General features: G+C 65.8%; 17 protein-coding genes and 1 pseudogene. 3 read left to right on the plus strand and 15 right to left on the minus strand.

Translation table 11 applies throughout. The annotated features are described in order from the left end of the window. Positions 1 to 12: 12 nt before the first annotated feature. The 5 genes from Bsp3421_RS04340 to Bsp3421_RS04360 form a co-directional block, all read right to left on the minus strand. A complete protein-coding gene (locus Bsp3421_RS04340) occupies positions 13 to 687 on the minus strand; it encodes a histidine phosphatase family protein (protein ID WP_273997113.1) in 675 nt (224 codons plus the stop codon). A gap of 415 nt (positions 688 to 1,102) precedes the next feature. Further along, positions 1,103 to 1,816, minus strand: coding sequence for a polysaccharide deacetylase family protein (locus Bsp3421_RS04345; protein WP_273997114.1), 714 nt, complete (start codon positions 1,814 to 1,816; stop codon positions 1,103 to 1,105). Between the two features lie 15 nt (positions 1,817 to 1,831). Continuing rightward, positions 1,832 to 2,398: a hypothetical protein gene (locus tag Bsp3421_RS04350; protein WP_273997115.1), complete on the minus strand. Its 567-nt coding sequence runs from the start codon at positions 2,396 to 2,398 to the stop codon at positions 1,832 to 1,834. Beyond that, positions 2,389 to 3,543, minus strand: coding sequence for a glycosyltransferase (locus tag Bsp3421_RS04355; protein ID WP_273997116.1), 1,155 nt, complete (start codon positions 3,541 to 3,543; stop codon positions 2,389 to 2,391). The genes Bsp3421_RS04350 and Bsp3421_RS04355 overlap by 10 nt, the downstream gene beginning before the upstream one ends. 649 nt (positions 3,544 to 4,192) lie before the next feature. Next, entirely contained in the window at positions 4,193 to 4,429 is a 237-nt protein-coding gene (locus tag Bsp3421_RS04360) for a hypothetical protein (RefSeq protein WP_273997117.1), read from the minus strand. On the opposite strand from Bsp3421_RS04360, the gene Bsp3421_RS04365 reads away from it, so the two are divergent. Genes Bsp3421_RS04365 through Bsp3421_RS04375 form a run of 3 tightly spaced genes read left to right on the plus strand, consistent with a single transcriptional unit; the run spans position 4,428 to position 7,713 of the window. Continuing rightward, complete coding sequence (locus Bsp3421_RS04365) at positions 4,428 to 6,245, plus strand: hypothetical protein (RefSeq protein ID WP_273997118.1); 1,818 nt, start codon at positions 4,428 to 4,430, stop codon at positions 6,243 to 6,245. The two genes, Bsp3421_RS04360 and Bsp3421_RS04365, sit on opposite strands and share 2 nt — an antisense overlap. Positions 6,246 to 6,247: 2 nt before the next feature. Then, positions 6,248 to 6,541 carry a hypothetical protein gene (locus Bsp3421_RS04370; RefSeq protein WP_273997119.1) on the plus strand — a complete coding sequence of 98 codons (294 nt, stop codon included), beginning with the start codon at positions 6,248 to 6,250 and terminating at the stop codon, positions 6,539 to 6,541. After that, a complete protein-coding gene (locus Bsp3421_RS04375) occupies positions 6,538 to 7,713 on the plus strand; it encodes a hypothetical protein (protein ID WP_273997120.1) in 1,176 nt (391 codons plus the stop codon). The genes Bsp3421_RS04370 and Bsp3421_RS04375 overlap by 4 nt, the downstream gene beginning before the upstream one ends. A gap of 210 nt (positions 7,714 to 7,923) precedes the next feature. Here the strand turns inward: Bsp3421_RS04375 and Bsp3421_RS04380 are convergent, their stop codons facing one another. The 10 genes and pseudogenes from Bsp3421_RS04380 to Bsp3421_RS04425 all read right to left on the minus strand — a co-directional run bounded on the left by Bsp3421_RS04380 (position 7,924) and on the right by Bsp3421_RS04425 (position 17,228). Next, complete coding sequence (locus Bsp3421_RS04380) at positions 7,924 to 8,832, minus strand: GlxA family transcriptional regulator (RefSeq protein ID WP_273997121.1); 909 nt, start codon at positions 8,830 to 8,832, stop codon at positions 7,924 to 7,926. Between the two features lie 151 nt (positions 8,833 to 8,983). After that, positions 8,984 to 10,645: a tetratricopeptide repeat protein gene (locus Bsp3421_RS04385; RefSeq protein ID WP_273998276.1), complete on the minus strand. Its 1,662-nt coding sequence runs from the start codon at positions 10,643 to 10,645 to the stop codon at positions 8,984 to 8,986. 26 nt (positions 10,646 to 10,671) lie between these two features. Next, entirely contained in the window at positions 10,672 to 11,520 is an 849-nt protein-coding gene (locus Bsp3421_RS04390) for an FkbM family methyltransferase (protein ID WP_273997122.1), read from the minus strand. Positions 11,521 to 11,602: 82 nt separating this feature from the next. Next, a pseudogene (locus Bsp3421_RS04395) lies at positions 11,603 to 12,185 on the minus strand (recombinase family protein). 292 nt (positions 12,186 to 12,477) lie between these two features. Further along, the gene (locus tag Bsp3421_RS04400; protein WP_273997123.1) at positions 12,478 to 12,963 is read right to left on the minus strand and encodes a hypothetical protein; all 486 of its coding nucleotides are present in this window, start codon (positions 12,961 to 12,963) and stop codon (positions 12,478 to 12,480) included. Positions 12,964 to 13,004: 41 nt separating this feature from the next. Beyond that, complete coding sequence (locus Bsp3421_RS04405; protein WP_273997124.1) at positions 13,005 to 13,304, minus strand: H-NS histone family protein; 300 nt, start codon at positions 13,302 to 13,304, stop codon at positions 13,005 to 13,007. A gap of 75 nt (positions 13,305 to 13,379) precedes the next feature. Next, positions 13,380 to 13,874, minus strand: a complete 495-nt coding sequence (locus tag Bsp3421_RS04410; protein WP_273997125.1) for a hypothetical protein — start codon at positions 13,872 to 13,874, stop codon at positions 13,380 to 13,382. A 101-nt stretch (positions 13,875 to 13,975) separates the two neighbouring features. After that, positions 13,976 to 15,103 carry a DUF2827 family protein gene (locus Bsp3421_RS04415; protein ID WP_273997126.1) on the minus strand — a complete coding sequence of 376 codons (1,128 nt, stop codon included), beginning with the start codon at positions 15,101 to 15,103 and terminating at the stop codon, positions 13,976 to 13,978. Next, positions 15,100 to 16,200: a DUF2827 family protein gene (locus tag Bsp3421_RS04420; RefSeq protein WP_273997127.1), complete on the minus strand. Its 1,101-nt coding sequence runs from the start codon at positions 16,198 to 16,200 to the stop codon at positions 15,100 to 15,102. The genes Bsp3421_RS04415 and Bsp3421_RS04420 overlap by 4 nt, the downstream gene beginning before the upstream one ends. A gap of 299 nt (positions 16,201 to 16,499) precedes the next feature. Beyond that, positions 16,500 to 17,228 carry an OmpA family protein gene (locus Bsp3421_RS04425; protein WP_273997128.1) on the minus strand — a complete coding sequence of 243 codons (729 nt, stop codon included), beginning with the start codon at positions 17,226 to 17,228 and terminating at the stop codon, positions 16,500 to 16,502. Positions 17,229 to 17,285: the final 57 nt, after the last annotated feature.

The raw sequence follows: 17,285 nt of genomic DNA on the forward strand, positions 1-17,285 counted from the left end.
TCGTGGGTGGGATCAGCCGTAGGTTCGATAACTGTGTCGTTCCGGATCCTGGAGATGCGGCATGCCATTGAACGACGCCAGATGGAACGCCTCGGCGTTGAAGAAATACTGCGAGATCGCGCTGTTGGGGATTTGCAGATTCAGCGCGATCGCGCTGGACGCGGGCGCGCCGAGCGTCTGCTGCATCGTCACCGCGATCGGGCCGCCCGAGCTGACCACCAGCACGCGTTGCCCGCCGCCTTGCTGGATCGCGGCGCGCGCATCGGCCACGCGCTGCTGGAAATGCGCCCAGGTCTCGGGCACCGCGCCGTGCAGCTTGTCTTCCGACCACAGCAGCAACACCTGCCGCAGCGCCTGGAAATGCGCCTTCATCGATCCGGCCGCCTGCCGCGCGAGGTCCGGGTAGTCGTCCGCGGCGGCGCGAAACAGGCCCTCGAAGTCGTATTCGTCGAGCCCGGGGTGCCGATCGCACGGCAAGGCGCCGCGGCCCATGCCGCGCCGGATCGCATCGATCGTCTGCGCGTGGCGCTGAAGCGTGCCGCTGATCACGCGATCGAAGCCGATGCCCTGCCGCGCGAAGTATTCGCCCAGCCACAGGCCCTGCTGCTCGCCCAGCGCGGACAACCGGTCGTAGTTGTCGGTGCCGAACGACGCCTGCCCATGCCGTACCAGATAGAGTTCAGCCATCGCCTGCTCATCCCATAGATGGCAACCAGCTTAGCGATCGAGCGCGCATTTTTAAAATTTATTTATTGAATCGCGAAGTATTCACAATATGAATCGTTCGGCGCGCGGCCGACGGCGGCTGCGCCGGTCGCGCCCGTGTCATGTCGTCTACCCGCCGCGATCGGCTTGTATGGCACATGGCAGGCGGTTGGCGCGCGGCGCTTCGTTCTCGCCGGAGACGATCGCCGCCGCGCGGCACGGGTGACGCGCCGCATCGTCGTTCGACGCGCGGGTCGGGCATCCCGTCGCGCGCCGGGGGCCCTGCCAAGCAAAACGCCCCGCGACGATCATCGCAGGGCGTCTTGCCTGTCGCTTCGCGCGGGCGGCGCATCCGCGTCGACGCCCCTATGCGCGGCGCGCCGGCCTCATGACAGGATCAGCGGCGTGCGCGCCATCTCGAACACTTGACCAGCAGCCGCAGCACGCCGATCCCGCCCGCCACCGGAATGCGCGGCAGCAGGAACGGATCGTCGTGCGCATCGGCGCGGCCGCGCGCGGTCGTCGTGGCGTTCCCATAGCCGGCCGCCTCGACCTGATCGCGGACCCGGATGTCGAGATCGCCGTACGGGTAGCAGAACGATGCGACACGCCGCCCGCTCAGCGCTTCGAGGCGACGCTTCGATTCCAGCACCTGCACGCGCGACACCTGCGCCGACACCTGCGACAACGCGACGTGATCCAGCGTGTGCGAGCCGATCTCATGGCCGTGGTCGCGCCACTGCAGCATGTCCTCATGGGACATCAGCGGCGAACCCGCCGGATCGACCTGCGCATCCCAGTCGTTCAGGCCGCCGAAGCGGTTCGCGACGAAATAGCAGGTCGCGGTGAATCCCACTTCGTCGAGTATCGGCATCGCCTGCGTCAGCACGTTGAGAAAACCGTCGTCGAACGAGATGCCGAACACCTTCCCGCGCCGCTCGCCGCGCAGATACGGCTGCAGCTCGCCGACGCTCAGGCCGCGATGGCCGAGCAGCTTGAGCAGCTTCATCTGGCGGCGAAACGCGTCGGGCTCGACGCTCAGGCCGCGCAGCGGATCCGTGCGCGGCGGCAGCGCGCGGACCTGGTGATACATCAGGATCGGATGAGACATCGCTCGACGCCCTGGTCAGGCGGCCTTGCGGAAAATCCGCAGGGTCTTGAAATCGCCGACCTCGGCGAACTCGCCGTTCGCGGCCCAGCGCGAGATGATCGGTTCGGCCTGGCGGTACGCCGACGAACCCTTGTAGAACAGGATGTGGCCGTTGGGCACGGTATGGCGTGCGAACAGGTCGAGCACTTCGTCGTCGGTCTTCGCGCCGTAGCGGCTGTTCGACTCGTCGCGGAACTCGCACAGATGAAACAGCGTGACGACCTCGAACTGCGGCAGCAGCCCCGTATTGCTCGTGTAGATGTCGCCGAAATACGCGAGGTAGTTCTTGCTCACCTCCGGCTGCCGCGTCACGAGTTCCACGTACGACTTGTATTCCTTCGGCGACGCCGTCACCCCGAACACCGTGTTGTTCAGGTGCGGGCGGGCGCATTCCACGCCGACGTGGTGATGCCCGCCCGTGCCGAAGTGATAGATGCGCACGCCCTCGAGGCGCACCGTCTCCAGCCATTCGACGAAATGCACGTCGCACGGACACTCCTGGGTCCGCAGGGCCCAATATTTCTTCCAGATGTTCATCGCCATTGCATCGACCTCATGGTGGGGGTCCAGCGATGGGGATTTCGCCGGATCGAGTGGGTGTAGACGGACACGGTCGCATCGATGAACTTCTGGAAACCGAACTCCCGATTGCCTTTTTGCAGCGCGCTGCGGCCCATCGCGCGGATGAGTCCCGGCTCGCGCGCGAGCGCGCGCAGGATCGCCTCGATGTCCTCGGGGGCCCGCGGCGGGACGATCCAGCCGTCCACGCCCGGTTCGATGTTCTCGGGCAGCCCGCCCACGCGGCTCACGATCGCGGGACAGCCCAGCGACATCGCCTCGCGGCACGCGTACGACAGGCTCTCCTGATACGACAGCACGAACGACACGTCGATGATCGAGAACAGATCCCGCGCATCGTCGATTCTGCCGGTGAAGACCGTGCGCGCCGCCATGCGATGCAGCGCGATCTGCTCGCGCTGCGCCTCCGACGGCTCCGCGCCGACCAGCAGCACGCGGAAACGCTCGCGCAGGCTGTCGGGCAGGCGGCCCAGCGCCGCGATCAGATCCATCCAGCCTTTTTCGGGCGCGGTGCCGGCGCTGCTGCCCAACACGATCGCGTCCATGCCGGACGCCCCGAACAGCGCCGCCTTGCGCCAACGGATCTCGTCGCGCCCGAGCTGCTCGCGGGCCGGAATCCGCACGCCGTGCTTGACGACCGTGACGTTGCCGTACGGCGAGCGCCGCGCCAGCATGCTCGCCACGTAATCGCTCACGGCGATGGTGTGAGTCGTCGCGAGGCGCGCGCGCAGCAGGTTGCCGAAGCTGTCGGCGCGATAGGTGTTGTGCTTGGTGAACACGACGGCCGGCCGATGCCGGCAGCCGAGCAGGGCCAGCATCACCTGCCGGTGATCGGCGGAGCCGTTGACGTGGACGACATCGAAGCGCTCCGTGGTGATCAGCTTGCGCAGCCGGAGAATCTCGGGGAGCAGCCGATGCCAGCGCGGCTTGAATTCCATGTCGAAGATCGCCACGTCGGCGTTCGCCTTCAGCAGACGCGACAGGCGGCTCCCCGAAGGCGACGCGACGGTCACCCGATGCTGCCGGCTCATCTCGGCGGCCAGGTCGCGGACGTAGGTATCCTGCCCGCCCCCGAACTCGCCGTGAAAATTGGTATAGAGAATGTTCATCACGGTGCTGCGCTTCCTCCTCCGCCCGCTTGCAAGGATTACTGATCAAGCAAGCGGGTCTACCTGCTTGGAATGATGGCCCGCACGCAGCGACGCGTCCTCGATGTGCGTTCTCGCATCGAGAACAATCGATCGCAGTGTTGCGGGCACGCCGGAATATTACATATGCATTACTCCAAATAGTGTCGACGTCTGCGCCTCTTTGTGACGATATGTGGCGATCTGTGTTTCGGACCGACGATGGGGCGCGACAGGGCCGAGCGGACGTGGCCGCATGTGTTTTTTTCTGACGGATGTGCCGCTTTCGCCATGCGGCGTTCATTCGGCCGCCGCGATTCGCGCACCTTGCCTCATGAATTGCCGGGCCTGACCCGGCACCACGGGTCACGTCCGCGCATGGCGACCCCGTATCGCGGCCTTGCCCGGCGCGCACCCGCTTTCGTGTCTGTCACCTGTTTAGTCGGCGCACGCGCGCGTTTCGTCGCAAGCCGCCGCCCCTTCATGTGCAACTCCGCTCACGCCGACCGCTTCGTGAATCGACGCGCGCGGCAGGCTTCGTCTGCGCGGCCTCAACTTCGGATTCCGCCCGGACCGATCGAACGCCGCGCCTAACATCAGTTCACCGAAGCACTGCCGTTCATCCAGCGCCTCAGCCCCCTTCAAGGTTCATCGAGCATCGAGGCGTCATCCAAACCGTCCTTTTCTTGAGCGCTTTCATGAAGGTCACGTCACCATCGCTGCATCCGATACAGGAGGCCGGCCCTTCGGCCGAGGCTTCACCGGCCACGTCGCCGCCCGCGCGCGGCCGCTCGTCCACCACGCTGAACGGCTTGCCGGCGCGCCATCCATCCAGCGCCCATGCCGCGCCCGCGCCGCGCGCCGGCATGCCGAAAGCGTCCGGGCGCGCCGAAGCGCCGCTCACACTGGGGCGCGACGCGCTCGTGATCCCACCGGGCGCGCGCTTCGACGCGGAGGCGGGATTGGGCCGGCATCCGGACGGCGAACGGCTTCAGACCGTCGAGTACGTCAAGCCGGGCAGCAGCGAGCCGCCCACGACCCTCGTCGGCATTGCGCATCCCGATGGACACAGCTTCGAGGTGCACGACCAGCACACCCGCCGGGATGTCGGCCGCCTGCGGCTCGTCTCGTCGTCCGACGGCGGCAAGGTCGCCGTCGATGCGGGCGCGGCCGGCCTCAAGGGCGGAGCGCCGAGCCGGGGCCCGGAGGCGTTCAGCCGCAGCCGCACGTCCGCGACCGGCTACCGTCTGGAAAACGGCCTCGCGTGCGATCGCGACGGCCGCGCCACGATGGCGGCGAGCCGCTCCTCGGCGACCGGCTATCGCACCCTGGACGGCCTGGCATGCGATCGCGACGGCCACGCGCTGATGGCGACCAGCCGCTTCGCGGTGACAGGCTTCAAGACCTTGGACGGGCTCGCCTGCGACCGCGACGGCTACCCCGCGCTCAAGCCCAGCAGCGCGTCGGTGACGGGTTTCAAGACCCTCGACGGGCTCGCCTGCGACGCCAACGGCCAGGCCGTGATGACGGCCAGCCGCGCCTCGGTGACGGGCTTCAAGACTCACGACGGGCTCGCCTGCGACGCCAACGGTCGCACGGTGATGGCGACCAGCACGACGTCGGTGACGGGCTTCAAGACCCATGACGGGCTCGCCTGCGACGCCAACGGCCGCGCCGTGATGGCGGCCAGCCGCGCCTCGGTGACGGGCTTCAAGACCCTCGACGGGCTCGCCTGCGACGGCAGCGGCCGCGCCGTGATGGCGGCCAGCCGCGCCTCGGTGACGGGCTTCAAGACCCTCGACGGGCTCGCCTGCGACGCCGACGGCCGCGCCGTGATGGCGACCAGCCGCTTCGCCGTGACGGGCTTCAAGACCCTCGACGGGCTCGCCTGCGATGGCAACGGCCGCGCCGTGGTCTCGTCCAGCCACTCGTCGGTCAGCGGTTTCAAGACGCTCGACGGCGTCGCCTGCGACCGCGACGGCCACGAGACGGTATCGCGCAGCACCTCGTCGTTCACGGGTTTCCGCGACGCCGGCGACCTGCCCTGCGACGCGAGCGGGCACGCGCAGATCGCGCGGTCCCCCGATTCGCCGAGCGGCTTCGTGCGCCTGCGCGGCGGCGATCCATGCAACGCCAACGGCCATCTCATCCGAGGGCTCTCCCGCGACGATCTCGACCCGTTCCTGGCCAAGCGCCTGCCCGCCGCGCCCGCGCCGGCGGGAGCGCGCTATCACAAGCAGTCCGGAATGATGGCGCAGTACGCCGGCGAGGACACCTCGCGCCAGCTCTGGGGCACGACGGTGCGCTATCTTTCGTCGTCAGAGCGCGCGCAGTTGGAACTGACCGTCGATCACAAGGGTCTCCTGCGCACGCCCGACGGCAAGCGCTTCGACACGCGTCACGCGAGCCCGGGCGGCGATCAGGGCCACGCCATTTTCGTGATGGACCACAACGGCCGGATCTTCGCCTCGTGCAATCCCGTGGTCGGGAAATTCCATCATTCGTCGTTCCTGGGCGGACAACCGGTCGCCGGCGCAGGTACGCTGAAAGTGACGAACGGCCATCTCGACGAAGTGACGCGACGCAGCGGCCACTACCGGCCGACCGTCGGCCAGCACAAGCAGGTCGTCGATAACCTTGAGCGCCTCGGCGTCGATCAATTCATCTCTTCCACCTCAATCTGACCATGACCACCTTCGAACACGCCCCGTCGTTCCTGCGCATCCCCGTCGCCATGATGGACAGCCGGCGCGAGCCGCTGACGTTCACCGGCTTCGACGCGGACGAAGCCGCGCGCGTCCTCGCGAACTACGAGCCCGCCGAACAGGAAGGCCTTCGCGATGCGCTCGCGTTCGCGGAGCATCACCCGGACTACGACTTTGCCGCGCTCATCCCCGGCATTCCCTACTCGAATGCGCAGATCCATACCTTTCTGTGCAGGCTGAGTCGTTCCTTATTTCCTTCCGGAGAGGCTTCATGAATCGCTTCAATCCAATCGGAACCTCGGGCTCGCGACACGCCGAGGCAGCCGAATCGCGGGAGCAGGGCTCCTCGCAACAACCGTCGAATTCGGGCCGGGCGCGCCGCAACGTGCGCGGTCCGGGCAGCGGGTTCGACGGACTCAACAGCCGCGGCGCGGCATCGGCTCCGGCGCCGAACACCGATCTCAACGACGTGTTCGCCCGGTTTCAGGCCCAGGCGCGCGGCCATCTCGCGCGCCGGGAAATCGCGGTGAGTTCGCGCGACGGCGTCGTGCATGTCGACGTCCACGGCGGCCCGGAGACCTTCGCCAAGATCGGCCTGGAACATCTGTCGGGCGCGTTTCCGAAAACGCTTCACTACAAGGCGATGGATGCGTCCAAGTTCCACGTCGACGTCGTGGGCGGCGACCGGATTCGCCGGCCGATGGAGATGGAGGCGCGCGACATCCGGTCGGAACTGCTGGGCGCGCCTCAGACGGCGGATGCACGCGTGAACGTGATGCAGAACGGGAGCTTCTATAACGCAGGCCGGCAGGTCGACGCGCGCTTTCCCAGCGCCACCGCGCTCGGCAACAACAAGACCCTGGAACGGCGCGAGCTGACCCCGCTGCGCACCCCGTCCGACTACAGGGACGTCATGGAGGATCTCGATTTCGGCGGGTCTCGCCTGAAGAGCGGCCCCGTGCTCTCGCGCGACGGCGTGCAGCAGTTCACCGAGAACCATGCGAACGAGCCGCGCTTCCAGTTCGACCCGAGTCGCGGCCGCAAGATGTTCGACCACGCCAACCAGCCGAATCCCCGCTCGGCCATCGGCCTGCCCGCGCGCGTCGGTTACGGGACGAACAGCATCCCGTCGCAGCAGGGGTCCGGCCCGGCGCACAGCGCCAAGTGGGATGCGGTGCGCATGGCGTCCTTCACGGCGACCACGCGCGGATCCCACAGCGACGGCGTGACGATGGCCGATCTCGCGAAGACGATGACCAAGCTCGATCGGCACAACGCCTCGTATTCGCAGAGCCGCCCCTCGCGCGCCATCAACCTCGACGGCGGCGGATCCCTGTACAACGGCCAGATCAACTACCGGGACGAGATCAGCGAAGTGCCGGTGCCCGGCTCGCACAACGGGGCGCCGAACTACATCGCGGCGACTTCAAAGCAAAAGGTGAGGTAATACGGGAGCGCTGCGCGACCGGCTGCGGATTGGCGTGATGCCCGGGTGAGCGGGCGAAATGGCCGTCGCAGCCGGCGTGTGGATCGAGACCGATCGCGCAGCGGGCGTGGCGCGGCGCGCCATGATGCGCATCGCGGGATCGCTCGGGCGTCAGGTTGGCCGCAGCCGCTCGCGCGACCGCGCGCCACGCCCGGCGCCTGCCGCGCTTGCTCAGTCGCGCGCCGCCGAGGGACTGCGAAAACGCCCGCGATAAGCGCCCGGACTGAATCCGACCTTCTCCCTGAAAAGCCGGCAGAACGAACTGACATCGCTGTAGCCGACTTTCCCCGCGATCGCCTCGACAGTCAGATCCCCGCTCTCCAGCAGCGCGCGCGCCGCGTCGATGCGCAAGCTTTGCAGGTAGCGAAGCGGCGTCTGATTCGGCGCAGCCTGGAAGCGTCGGATCACGGTTCGCCCGCTGACGCCGAGTTCGTCGGCCATGCCCGACATGCTCACGTCCCGGGCCATGTTCCGCTGGAGCCAATGCTGCGCCCGATGCACGAGGGAATCCGCGCGCGCCTTGTCGGTCAGGAGCGGCGGAAAGGGCGTCTGCTTCGTCTGCGCGACGTCGATCAGCATGCTTTTCGCGCATTGCGCCGCGATCACGGGCCCGGAAAGGCGCTCGATGATGTGGATGGTTTGCAGCAGGTACGACGCCGACGCGCCCGCGCAAATCAACCGGTCCGCCTCCGTGATGACGGGTTCGAGCTGCAGATCGACCCGCGGATACCTGTGCCGGAACGCGTCGGCCAGCCACCAGGTCGTCGTGGCGGCGCGTCCGTCCAGGAGCCCTGTTTCCGCGAGGACGAAGGTCCCGGTGCAGTTCGCGGCCAGGCAGGCGCCGGCGTTCCACTGGCCGACGAGCCAATCGCACGCGACGGACTGGCGCGCCAGCAAGCTGCCGAAGGCCCTGCTGCCGGCGTAGTGCGCGCTGGGAATGAAGATGAGGTCGAATTTCTCGCGCGGGCGAATCGCCTGCGTGTCGACCGCGAGGCCGTTGCTGGTCCGGACCGGACCGCCCGCCGGCGACACGAATTTCCACTCGTATTGCGAAGCGGCGTCGCCGTGCTGCCGGCGCACGTGCGAATTCGCGATTTGCAGGATGTCCGCGAACCCGCCCAGGCTCGAGGCGTAGCAAGATCGACGCGAACGGGACGAATGCGCCCGCAAGACGACGCCCTTGACGTCTCACGCATCGCGTGCCGGTCGCGCCACGGAGAGGCGTGGCGGCTTATCCGCGCCGACGCGCGAGTGCCCCCAGATCGCGCGCGACTTCATCGAGCACGGCGTCCCACTGGGCAAACGACCGTTGCCGATACAGGATGGTGTTCGGATACCAGGGGCTGTCGCGCCGCCCGAGCAGCCAAGGCCAGTGTGGATTGACGTCGAGCAGCACCCAGGTGCGCTGGCCGAGCGCGCCGCTCAGATGCGCCACCGACGTGCAGATCGTGATGACGAGATCGAGTTCGCCGATGAATGCCGCCGTGTCGTCGAAGGTCGCGAACCCGGCGGTATGGTCGGTCATCGCCAGGCCGGCTGCCCGCGCGGCGGAAACGTCATCCGCGGCGCCCGGCTGCAACGAATAGAATGCCACGCCGTCGATGTCACGGAACCGGTCGGCATAGCGCTCCCAACCCACGCGGCGGAACGGATTGCGCTGGTGCCTGATGTTGCCGGTCCATGCCAGTCCGACCTTGAGCCGCTTTTCGCCCGCGAGGCGGGTGCGCCACGCGGCGCGCGCGGCGGCGTCCGGCCGCAGATAAGGGATCGTCGACGAGAGCGTCTCGTCGTCCACGCCCAGCACGAGGGGAAGACTGAGCAGCGGAATCTCGTAGTCGAACGGCGGCAGCGAATCGACGCCGCCTCCCGCCGTATACCCGTCGACGTACTTGCCGAGGCTGCGCGACAGCAGCGCGCCCATCTGCGGGAACGAATTCCAGATCACGCGGCCGCCTTCACGATGCACACGGGCCGCCAGCATCGGGATGTAGCGGCAGAACTGCAAGAGGTCGCCCATCCCCTGTTCGCCCCAGACCAGCACGGTCTTGCCGGCAAGCGATTCCCCCTGCCACTGCGGCTTGGGAAACACGGGACGGGCTCCGCGCAGTTCGGCGGAACCTTCCCACCGCGCTTCATGCTCGGGCCAGCCCGCGGTGTGGTTGCCGCGCATCAGATACAGCAACGCCAGGTTCAAACGCATCGCCGGGTCGCACGGAGCGCGCTCGTATGCGAGCCTGGCATAGTGTTCAGCCTCGTCCCAACGCTGAGCCTCCTTGAGGACGAGTGCGAGATTACTCAGCGCCTGGGCATCGTCAGGCGCCAGTTCCACGGAGCGGAATCCCGCGTCCAGCGCCCCGTCGAGGTCCAGGTGATCGCGCCTCGCCGTCGCAAGATTGATCCACGCCATGGCATTCAGCGGTTGCGCCTCGGCAGCGCTCTCGAGCAGTTCCAGCGCCTCGTCGAGATCGCCGCCGGCAGCCCGGAGCGCGGCGGCGAGGTTGTTCTTGAGCAGCGGAAAATCAGGATCGATCGTCATGGCATGGCGATAGTGCGCCAGCGCATCGCGGTGACGGTTCGCCAGTTGCAGCACATACCCGAGATGAAACCGGGCGGCAGCGGCATCCGGTCGAAGCCGAACCACCGCATCGGCCAGCATGATGGCCTCCGGATATCGCCGCTGCTCGACCAGCGCGAATCTGAGCGCAGCGAGCGCATCGTCGTCGATGCCGTGGAGATGCGCGGCTGCCTGCAGCCAGATCGATCGCGCCTCCGAGCGCCCGTTCTCCTGCGCCGCCGCGGCGTGACGCAGGAACGCCAGGAACGGTTGCAGCAGCCCCGGCGCCGTGGTGAGGGCAGTATCGGGCTTCATGCTGCCGGCGTGATCTGAACTCATCGTCATGGCGCAGTGCTGGCGGCAGGCTAAGGCTGACGCCCCGCCAGAGGATGAGCCGCCGCGTCCACGACTTGCTCGCAGTCTTGGAACGTCAAGTCCAATTCCTGCGGCACGCCGACCATATTGAACGAAGACAGTCGCGGATAGCAGTTGTCGGCGTTGGCCCGGAAGTTTTGCGGATTGAAGAGCGAAGTGATGTGCCACCACAGCCGATAACCCTGCCCCCACAGGTATTCGATCAGCGAGGCGGATTGAGCGACCCGATCATTCTCGACATACAGGATGGGCCGATTGTTTGCGAGCGTCTCCGCAGCCCCCTGCAGCACCTGCAATTCGAACCCTTCGACATCCACCTTGATGAGGCGGACGTTCCGCCCACGCAACAGGTCGTCAAGCCTGACGCTGGGCACCTGGATACCGCCCGCCATCGCATCCGCCTGAACCGACACGCCGCCGAAGTTGCCCGGGCGTTGGTAATTCTGTCGCTCAAACCACACCGTACCCGCCTGAGCGGCACAGGCGACAGGCCAGGCCGTCACATTGTCCAGGGCGTTCAGCGCCAGATTGGCGCACAGGTTCTGGAATACGAAGGGTTGCGGTTCGATGGCGACGACATCGGCGCCTGCCGCCCTGGCGGCCTTGGCCAGCGCGACGGTCTGGCTGCCGATGTTGGCGCCGACTTCCACGATCGTGCCGCTACGGTCGATCAACTGCCGGAGGAACTGCGTTTCAAGCTCGGAATACTCGCCGTATTCGATCAATGCGCGACCGATGTATGCATCGCGGCGGTTCGCAAGCATCGGCCCATATCGCGTGTCGACGAGAACGTAGGGTTCTGTGGCTTGCACCATTCGGCTACTCACATTGATAGTCAAGGAACGCTCGCGCGACGGAACCGCAGGAAATGTCGCGGCGATCGCTTCGAGGAATATAAACGATGACTGGCCCGCTGTGAATTCACCCCTTCATCTCTTCGCCGACGGATGGATCATGCTCGCTCCGGAGGTACCGGCGCAAGGTTCGAACGTGAACACAAAGGATGGCCGCCACCTCCGGCTCCGAGAACGTGCTCAGCAGGACCCTCGCCCGGAACTGATCTTCCGCGGACAGCGCAAACGGACGCCCGAGCTTGCTGCCGCGAAGTCTCGCACTCGTGAGTCCGGCCCGGGTCCGTTCGCTGATCAATGCGCGCTCGAATTCCGCCAGCGCACCGATCATGTGGAAGGTGAAGCGGCCGACGGGCGAGCGCGTGTCGATGCACTCCGTGAGCGACACGAACTGAACACCCGCGTCGCCGAGCTGCGCGATAACGGAAATCAGATGGCTGAGCGAGCGCCCGAGCCGATCCAGGCGCCAGACGACCAGCGTACTGCCATCCGTCGCCGCCTCGAGCGCTTCCTTGAGCCCCGGCCGATCAAAGCAAGCCCCCCGAAATACCCTGGTCGGAGAAAATGACATCGCATCCATAAGCCTGCAAAGCCGAGGTCTGGAGGTCCAGATGCTGCTCTTCCGTTGATACGCGCGCATAGCCAACCTTCATGACTCCTCCCAACCCATTAAATGGAGAGACGTCTCTCAGGTCCCCTGCGCAAGAAAAATCAGCTTCGACGCGTATTTCATACGATTCGATTGCTCGCCAGCCAGCCGATTCACCAGACCATTGTCAATGTAATATTTCAATCCCGCGTCACTTTTATCCTATATTAAAATAATTGTAAGATTGCATTAAAGTGTTAATATTGAATCAGCATAAACCATATATTCGATAGAAATCCACAGAACAACTCGATGCATTCAACTGCTATATTTTTCACACCATCTTCACCCCATTACTATTTCTTCAGAATCGCTTTTTCCCGGCCTTCGGCACAGGCCTCCGCCTCTCCTCCCCTTCCTCCTGCTCTCCCCTCGACAGAAGCAACTGCCAGCGCAGCGAGCCGAACCCGATGCATCAGCAGCATCACCCATTGCGCGATCAAGGTCTGATCGATACTGAGGAACAGCGGTCGTTCGACCCACTCGACCGCCGCGTCTCCCGCGCTCCCAGCCTCGAAAATACGCAGTGGTTCGCATTCGCTGGTGCCGATCCGGAGCAGTTCCGCATAGGAATGCACCTCGCCGAGATCGATGGTGCCGGCCTGATCCAGGCCCAGGCAGCCGAGGGCGGCAGCGAGCCGCTTCCGCGCGATCTCGCAATCGTCGGCATGCACGTAGACCGCGACAAAACCATTAGGTGATTTCCATATCGCGCGATGCAACGTCTCCCTGCAATACGCGCTTATTTTTACGGAAAATCTATTTTCTGTTTCCTTGGCCATTTAGCTTTATTTTACAAGTTTACAAAAAGCCATTAATGAACCTATTCATCCTCTTGATGAATCAGGAAGCGCTTGAGGTCCTGCCCGGCCAGCCAGCTGGGCATGCGTCCCCGGCCCGACCAGGTCGCGCCCGTGTCGGGGTTCCAGTATTTCGGTTCGACCCGGCTGCCCACACGCCGCCCCGGCCGACGGCCCTGCAGCAGATCCTGGATGTCCACGCCGCTGTCTTCCAGCAACGCCAGGACCCGCCGGGCAATCAGCTGGGCTTCCTGCTCCCGTGCGGCATCGATCTCCTTCTTCAGCTTGTTGAACTGTTCCAGCAATTCGTTATAGGTTTTCATCGCACATCCCTCGTTGACACCCCTAGACTCCTCATTACCCATTGGCCTTTTTGTATCTGTGTTCGCTGTGTCTCATCATTGCGCGGCACCCCAGCGGTACTGCACCTGCCGTCGCGCGATCAGGCACGCTTGCGGCGCATCGACCGGCGTGACCGTCTCGCAGCGCCGGCTCGGCGCCGTAAAGACCGTCACCGCCTTCACGAACGGCGTGGCGCGATAACCGGGCAGTTCCGAGCGCGCGACCTCCCTGCACGGCATCGGCGCGTTCGAGATCCGCTCGACCAGGATCGTGCAGCCGCCGCTCGGTGCCGGTACCGTGGTCAGCGACAACACGGCCGACGCATCCGCATACTCCGGCCCCGGCAGCGCGAACAGCGGTTCGCCGCCCGGATCGCCGCGGTCCCAGTCGAGCGCCACATCGGCGTGTCGCGTATTCGCGAACATGCGGCCCGACACTTGGTCGACAGCCGGATAGCAGCGCCGGATCCCGACCGCCTGCACCGCCCTCGCCAACACCGTGGCGGCCGGCGGCGTCGCGGGCGGCAGCATCGATTCGGGCTCGCCTGCCATGGCCTGACGCGACTGTGCGAACCCTGCCGCCGGCAAGACGAGCGCAACGGCCGACGCCAACCGGGGCAGGTGAAACCAATGTCCGCGGTTCGGCTGTGCCATCAGTGACAGCCTCCCCGGACACCGTGTTGAAGCCCCTCGATCGCGGCGTCATAGGCGTCCACATTGGGCTGCGCCGCCGGATCCAGTTCGGCCAGCAAGTCGCGAACGCTCGCCAGGTAGCCGTCCAGTTCCAGATCGTGTTCGGCGAAGGCGCGCCGCAACGCCAATGCGCCGTCCTCGCAGTCGGACTCCAGGTAGCGATATCCGCACGAGCCCAGGAGGTCGGAGCAGTGGACCAGCGGATAGCCCCCGTAAAGAATCTCGTAATAGGCGTAGTCCTGAACGCCGGCGCGCTGGTTAGAGACGACCGCATCCGCATGGCACGTCAATATCTCGTCGACGGGCTGGCACGACTCGAAAGTCAGGATGCCGTGTCGGTTCAAATCCAGGTTTCCGGCAAATCCGGCGGTCCGGAAGGTCTCGCCGAGCGACTGCGCGCCATAGATATGCAGGCTGTCGATGAAATGCGGATCCTGCCGATGCGCGAGATCGGCCACCAGCATCGACGCGCAGGGCGTCTCGACGGACCGGCCGCTCGGCGCCAGGATCGCCAGCCGCCAGTGTCCGCGGCCCGGCCGATAATGAAACGCGCCGTCCTCGCCGGTCATGCGCGACGCGTGCTCGAACCATTCCGGACTCCAGATCTCTGGAATCACGGTGACCGGCACCCGCAACTCGGTTTCGAAATAACGACGACAGGAGTACTCCAACCCGCGCGGTGTCCAGATGGCGTCGTACGACGCGCCGGACGCGAGCAGGCCATTCGGAAACCGCGGCGCCGCCCCATCCGCTTCGACCATGCAGCCGGCCACGGAGGCCAAGCCGACGACGCGCCCGCCCCGCGCCTGGAACGCACGTATCCAGGCGGGCGGCAATTGGCCGCTCAACTCGATCACGACGTCGAGCGAGGCCCAGGCCGTGGTCAGGTCCAGCAGCGGGACGGCGAATTCCTCGCACGCCTCGCCGGCTCCGTCGCAGATCAGCCAAACCGCCTCGATCGCAGGCGCCAGCGTCAACAGCATCGCAACGAAGCGACCGTGCTGGTGCGTCCGCATGCGGGCGACCGTCTCGTCGGCGTCGCCGGACGGAACGGCGACGCCCACCTTCAGGAGCCTGGAGGCGTTCATGGCGCCCCCCCGTGACGGCCACCGCTCGCCTGCAGCAACCGCGCGGCGTAGGCCGCGCAATTACGGGGCGTCTCGGGATCCAGGCGCTGCAGGAAGGCGCGCGTGCGCCGCAGATACAAGTCGCATAGATGGTCGTGGTGATACGCGGCTTCCAGCAGGCAGGCGGCACCCTCGGCAAAATCCGCGTCGGGGTAGTAATACCCCACATCGATCAACCAACGGCGGTCGTGAACGAGCGGATAGCCGGCATAAAGCGCGTCGAGCAGCACATCGATGCGTTCGTAGCAGTCGTGATGCGAAACCAGCGCATCCGCGTACCGGCCCATGAATCCCACGAACTCGCGCTCGGGATGCAGGCAGATCCGGTCCTGATGATAGAGGCCGAGGGATTGCATGAATGAAGCGCCGCGAGCGCCGTTCCCCAGTTCGATCCCGTTGACGACGTGCATCTCGTCGATCACCGCAGGATCCGCCGCGTTGGCCAGTTCGCAGATCAGCATCGCGGCGGCGCACGCCTCGGGTTGCATGGCTTCGGAGCGGAAGATCGCGACGCGCAGCGATCGCGACGCCGCACGCCGCGACCTGCCCGGCGCGTAGTCCGAATCAGGCCGATCGTCCTTCGCGACACGCTGCGCACACCACAACGGGGGCACGGCGTGCGCGGCGCAGCGGTACCACGCCATGAGCATCGACAGCGACGGCAGATCGTCGGGCAGCACCCAGATTTCGTCGTACCGCTTCGCGACGAGGGTTTCCAACTTCCCCCCGAATGGCGACGAGCCCGGCGCCTCGCGGTGAAACAACACCCGCGTCTTGTCGAGCGCACCGAGGTAGTCGAGCCATTCGGCTTCCAGTCCGCCTGTCATATCGATCACGAAATCGACCAGGTTCGTCGCATCGCGCGGCGGCAGCACCATCAAGCCGAGGGTGGCGCGCTGCGCGTCGTCGAGAAGCCGGGCCTGATCGCGATTGCAAAACAGCATGAGATCCTTCACGAACGGCAGCTTGCGCAGCAGTTTTGCCAGGACGACCACGTGCTGGACAAGACCGCTGTCCCAGGCCGGCTGGCCTGCACGAGCCACGACGGAGATACCCACTCGCATCACGTTATTGCCCGCTCTTCCGAGCGCTCCCATCACATTCGCACCGTGTCATCCCGGTCCCTCTCGATGCATCATTTCCAGCCTGTCGGATGCTTCATCCCTGCCGCCGGCACAGCGACACGAGAAACCGAACAACTAAAAAAAAAGGCCGACACCGGGGAAATGACGGCCCTCCCACGAAAATCCCACCCATCGGACGAACAGGCCGAGGAAGATGTTCGTCACGCAACGAGCACTCGACTCCCGGTGAATCACTCCCTGGTACAACTTATTTCCTTCGTGTCTTCAGATTGTTATCTGTCGATGTCGAGCAGGACGTCGACCCGGCGATTGCTCGCCCGCCCGGCCGCTGTTTCATTCGAATCGACCGGATCGGCCTTGCCATAACCGCGGCCGACGAACTTGCCGGCCTTCAAGCCATGGTCTTGCAGATAGGCCCGCACCGTCTGGGCCCGGCGTTCCGACAGATCCAGGTTATAGGCGTCCGAGCCGACCGAATCGGTATAGCCGTTGACCGTCACCGTCCGGATCGAGACGCCGCGCGCCTCGTCGATCAGCTGATCCAGCCGCGCGCGGGCGGCCGGCGTCAGGCTGGCCTGCGCCGTGTCGAAGTTCGCGTCGGCGCCCAGCGTCGTGACGGCCGGCGGCATCGGCGGCATCGGCGCGACGGGCGCGGGAGCGACGGGCGCGGGCGCCGCCTGCGGCGCGCCGCATTGGAACAGCAGGTTCCGGTCGTCAGCCTGCCCCCCGGACATGGCGCCCAGCAACGACTGCCCCTCCAGTACCCTGACAGGCTGGTCCTTGCAGACCGCCTCCGCTGCCTTGCGGCAGGAACCGGGGCCTTCCAGCAACCCATAGCAGGTGACCCGATACGCCTGCGCGCCGTTCGGCATCGACACCGCGTAGCGGGTGTACGTCGGGCCCGAGGAGGTCGTGCAACCCACGAGCGCCATCGCGCCCAGCAGCACTGCTTGTTTTGCGTTGAACATGATGTCCCTCTTTCTGTCTTTGACGATCCGCATCCGATCCGCATCCGGATTCGGTGAAGTGCGGCGCGTCCGGACCGATCCGCATCCGGA

This window comes from Burkholderia sp. FERM BP-3421, assembly GCF_028657905.1.
Taxonomy (GTDB): domain Bacteria; phylum Pseudomonadota; class Gammaproteobacteria; order Burkholderiales; family Burkholderiaceae; genus Burkholderia.

Coding starts and splice junctions, on each gene's coding strand:
- Bsp3421_RS04345 (WP_273997114.1), bottom strand. CDS start 1,816: ATGTCTCATCCGATCCTGATGTATCACCAGGTCCGCGCGCTGCCGCCG.
- Bsp3421_RS04405 (WP_273997124.1), bottom strand. CDS start 13,304: ATGAAAACCTATAACGAATTGCTGGAACAGTTCAACAAGCTGAAGAAG.
- Bsp3421_RS04425 (WP_273997128.1), bottom strand. CDS start 17,228: ATGCGGATCGTCAAAGACAGAAAGAGGGACATCATGTTCAACGCAAAA.
- Bsp3421_RS04400 (WP_273997123.1), bottom strand. CDS start 12,963: ATGGCCAAGGAAACAGAAAATAGATTTTCCGTAAAAATAAGCGCGTAT.
- Bsp3421_RS04365 (WP_273997118.1), top strand. CDS start 4,428: ATGCCGAAAGCGTCCGGGCGCGCCGAAGCGCCGCTCACACTGGGGCGC.
- Bsp3421_RS04415 (WP_273997126.1), bottom strand. CDS start 15,103: ATGAACGCCTCCAGGCTCCTGAAGGTGGGCGTCGCCGTTCCGTCCGGC.
- Bsp3421_RS04340 (WP_273997113.1), bottom strand. CDS start 687: ATGGCTGAACTCTATCTGGTACGGCATGGGCAGGCGTCGTTCGGCACC.
- Bsp3421_RS04355 (WP_273997116.1), bottom strand. CDS start 3,543: ATGAACATTCTCTATACCAATTTTCACGGCGAGTTCGGGGGCGGGCAG.
- Bsp3421_RS04370 (WP_273997119.1), top strand. CDS start 6,248: ATGACCACCTTCGAACACGCCCCGTCGTTCCTGCGCATCCCCGTCGCC.
- Bsp3421_RS04360 (WP_273997117.1), bottom strand. CDS start 4,429: ATGCCGGCGCGCGGCGCGGGCGCGGCATGGGCGCTGGATGGATGGCGC.
- Bsp3421_RS04385 (WP_273998276.1), bottom strand. CDS start 10,645: ATGAGTTCAGATCACGCCGGCAGCATGAAGCCCGATACTGCCCTCACC.
- Bsp3421_RS04350 (WP_273997115.1), bottom strand. CDS start 2,398: ATGGCGATGAACATCTGGAAGAAATATTGGGCCCTGCGGACCCAGGAG.
- Bsp3421_RS04375 (WP_273997120.1), top strand. CDS start 6,538: ATGAATCGCTTCAATCCAATCGGAACCTCGGGCTCGCGACACGCCGAG.
- Bsp3421_RS04410 (WP_273997125.1), bottom strand. CDS start 13,874: ATGGCAGGCGAGCCCGAATCGATGCTGCCGCCCGCGACGCCGCCGGCC.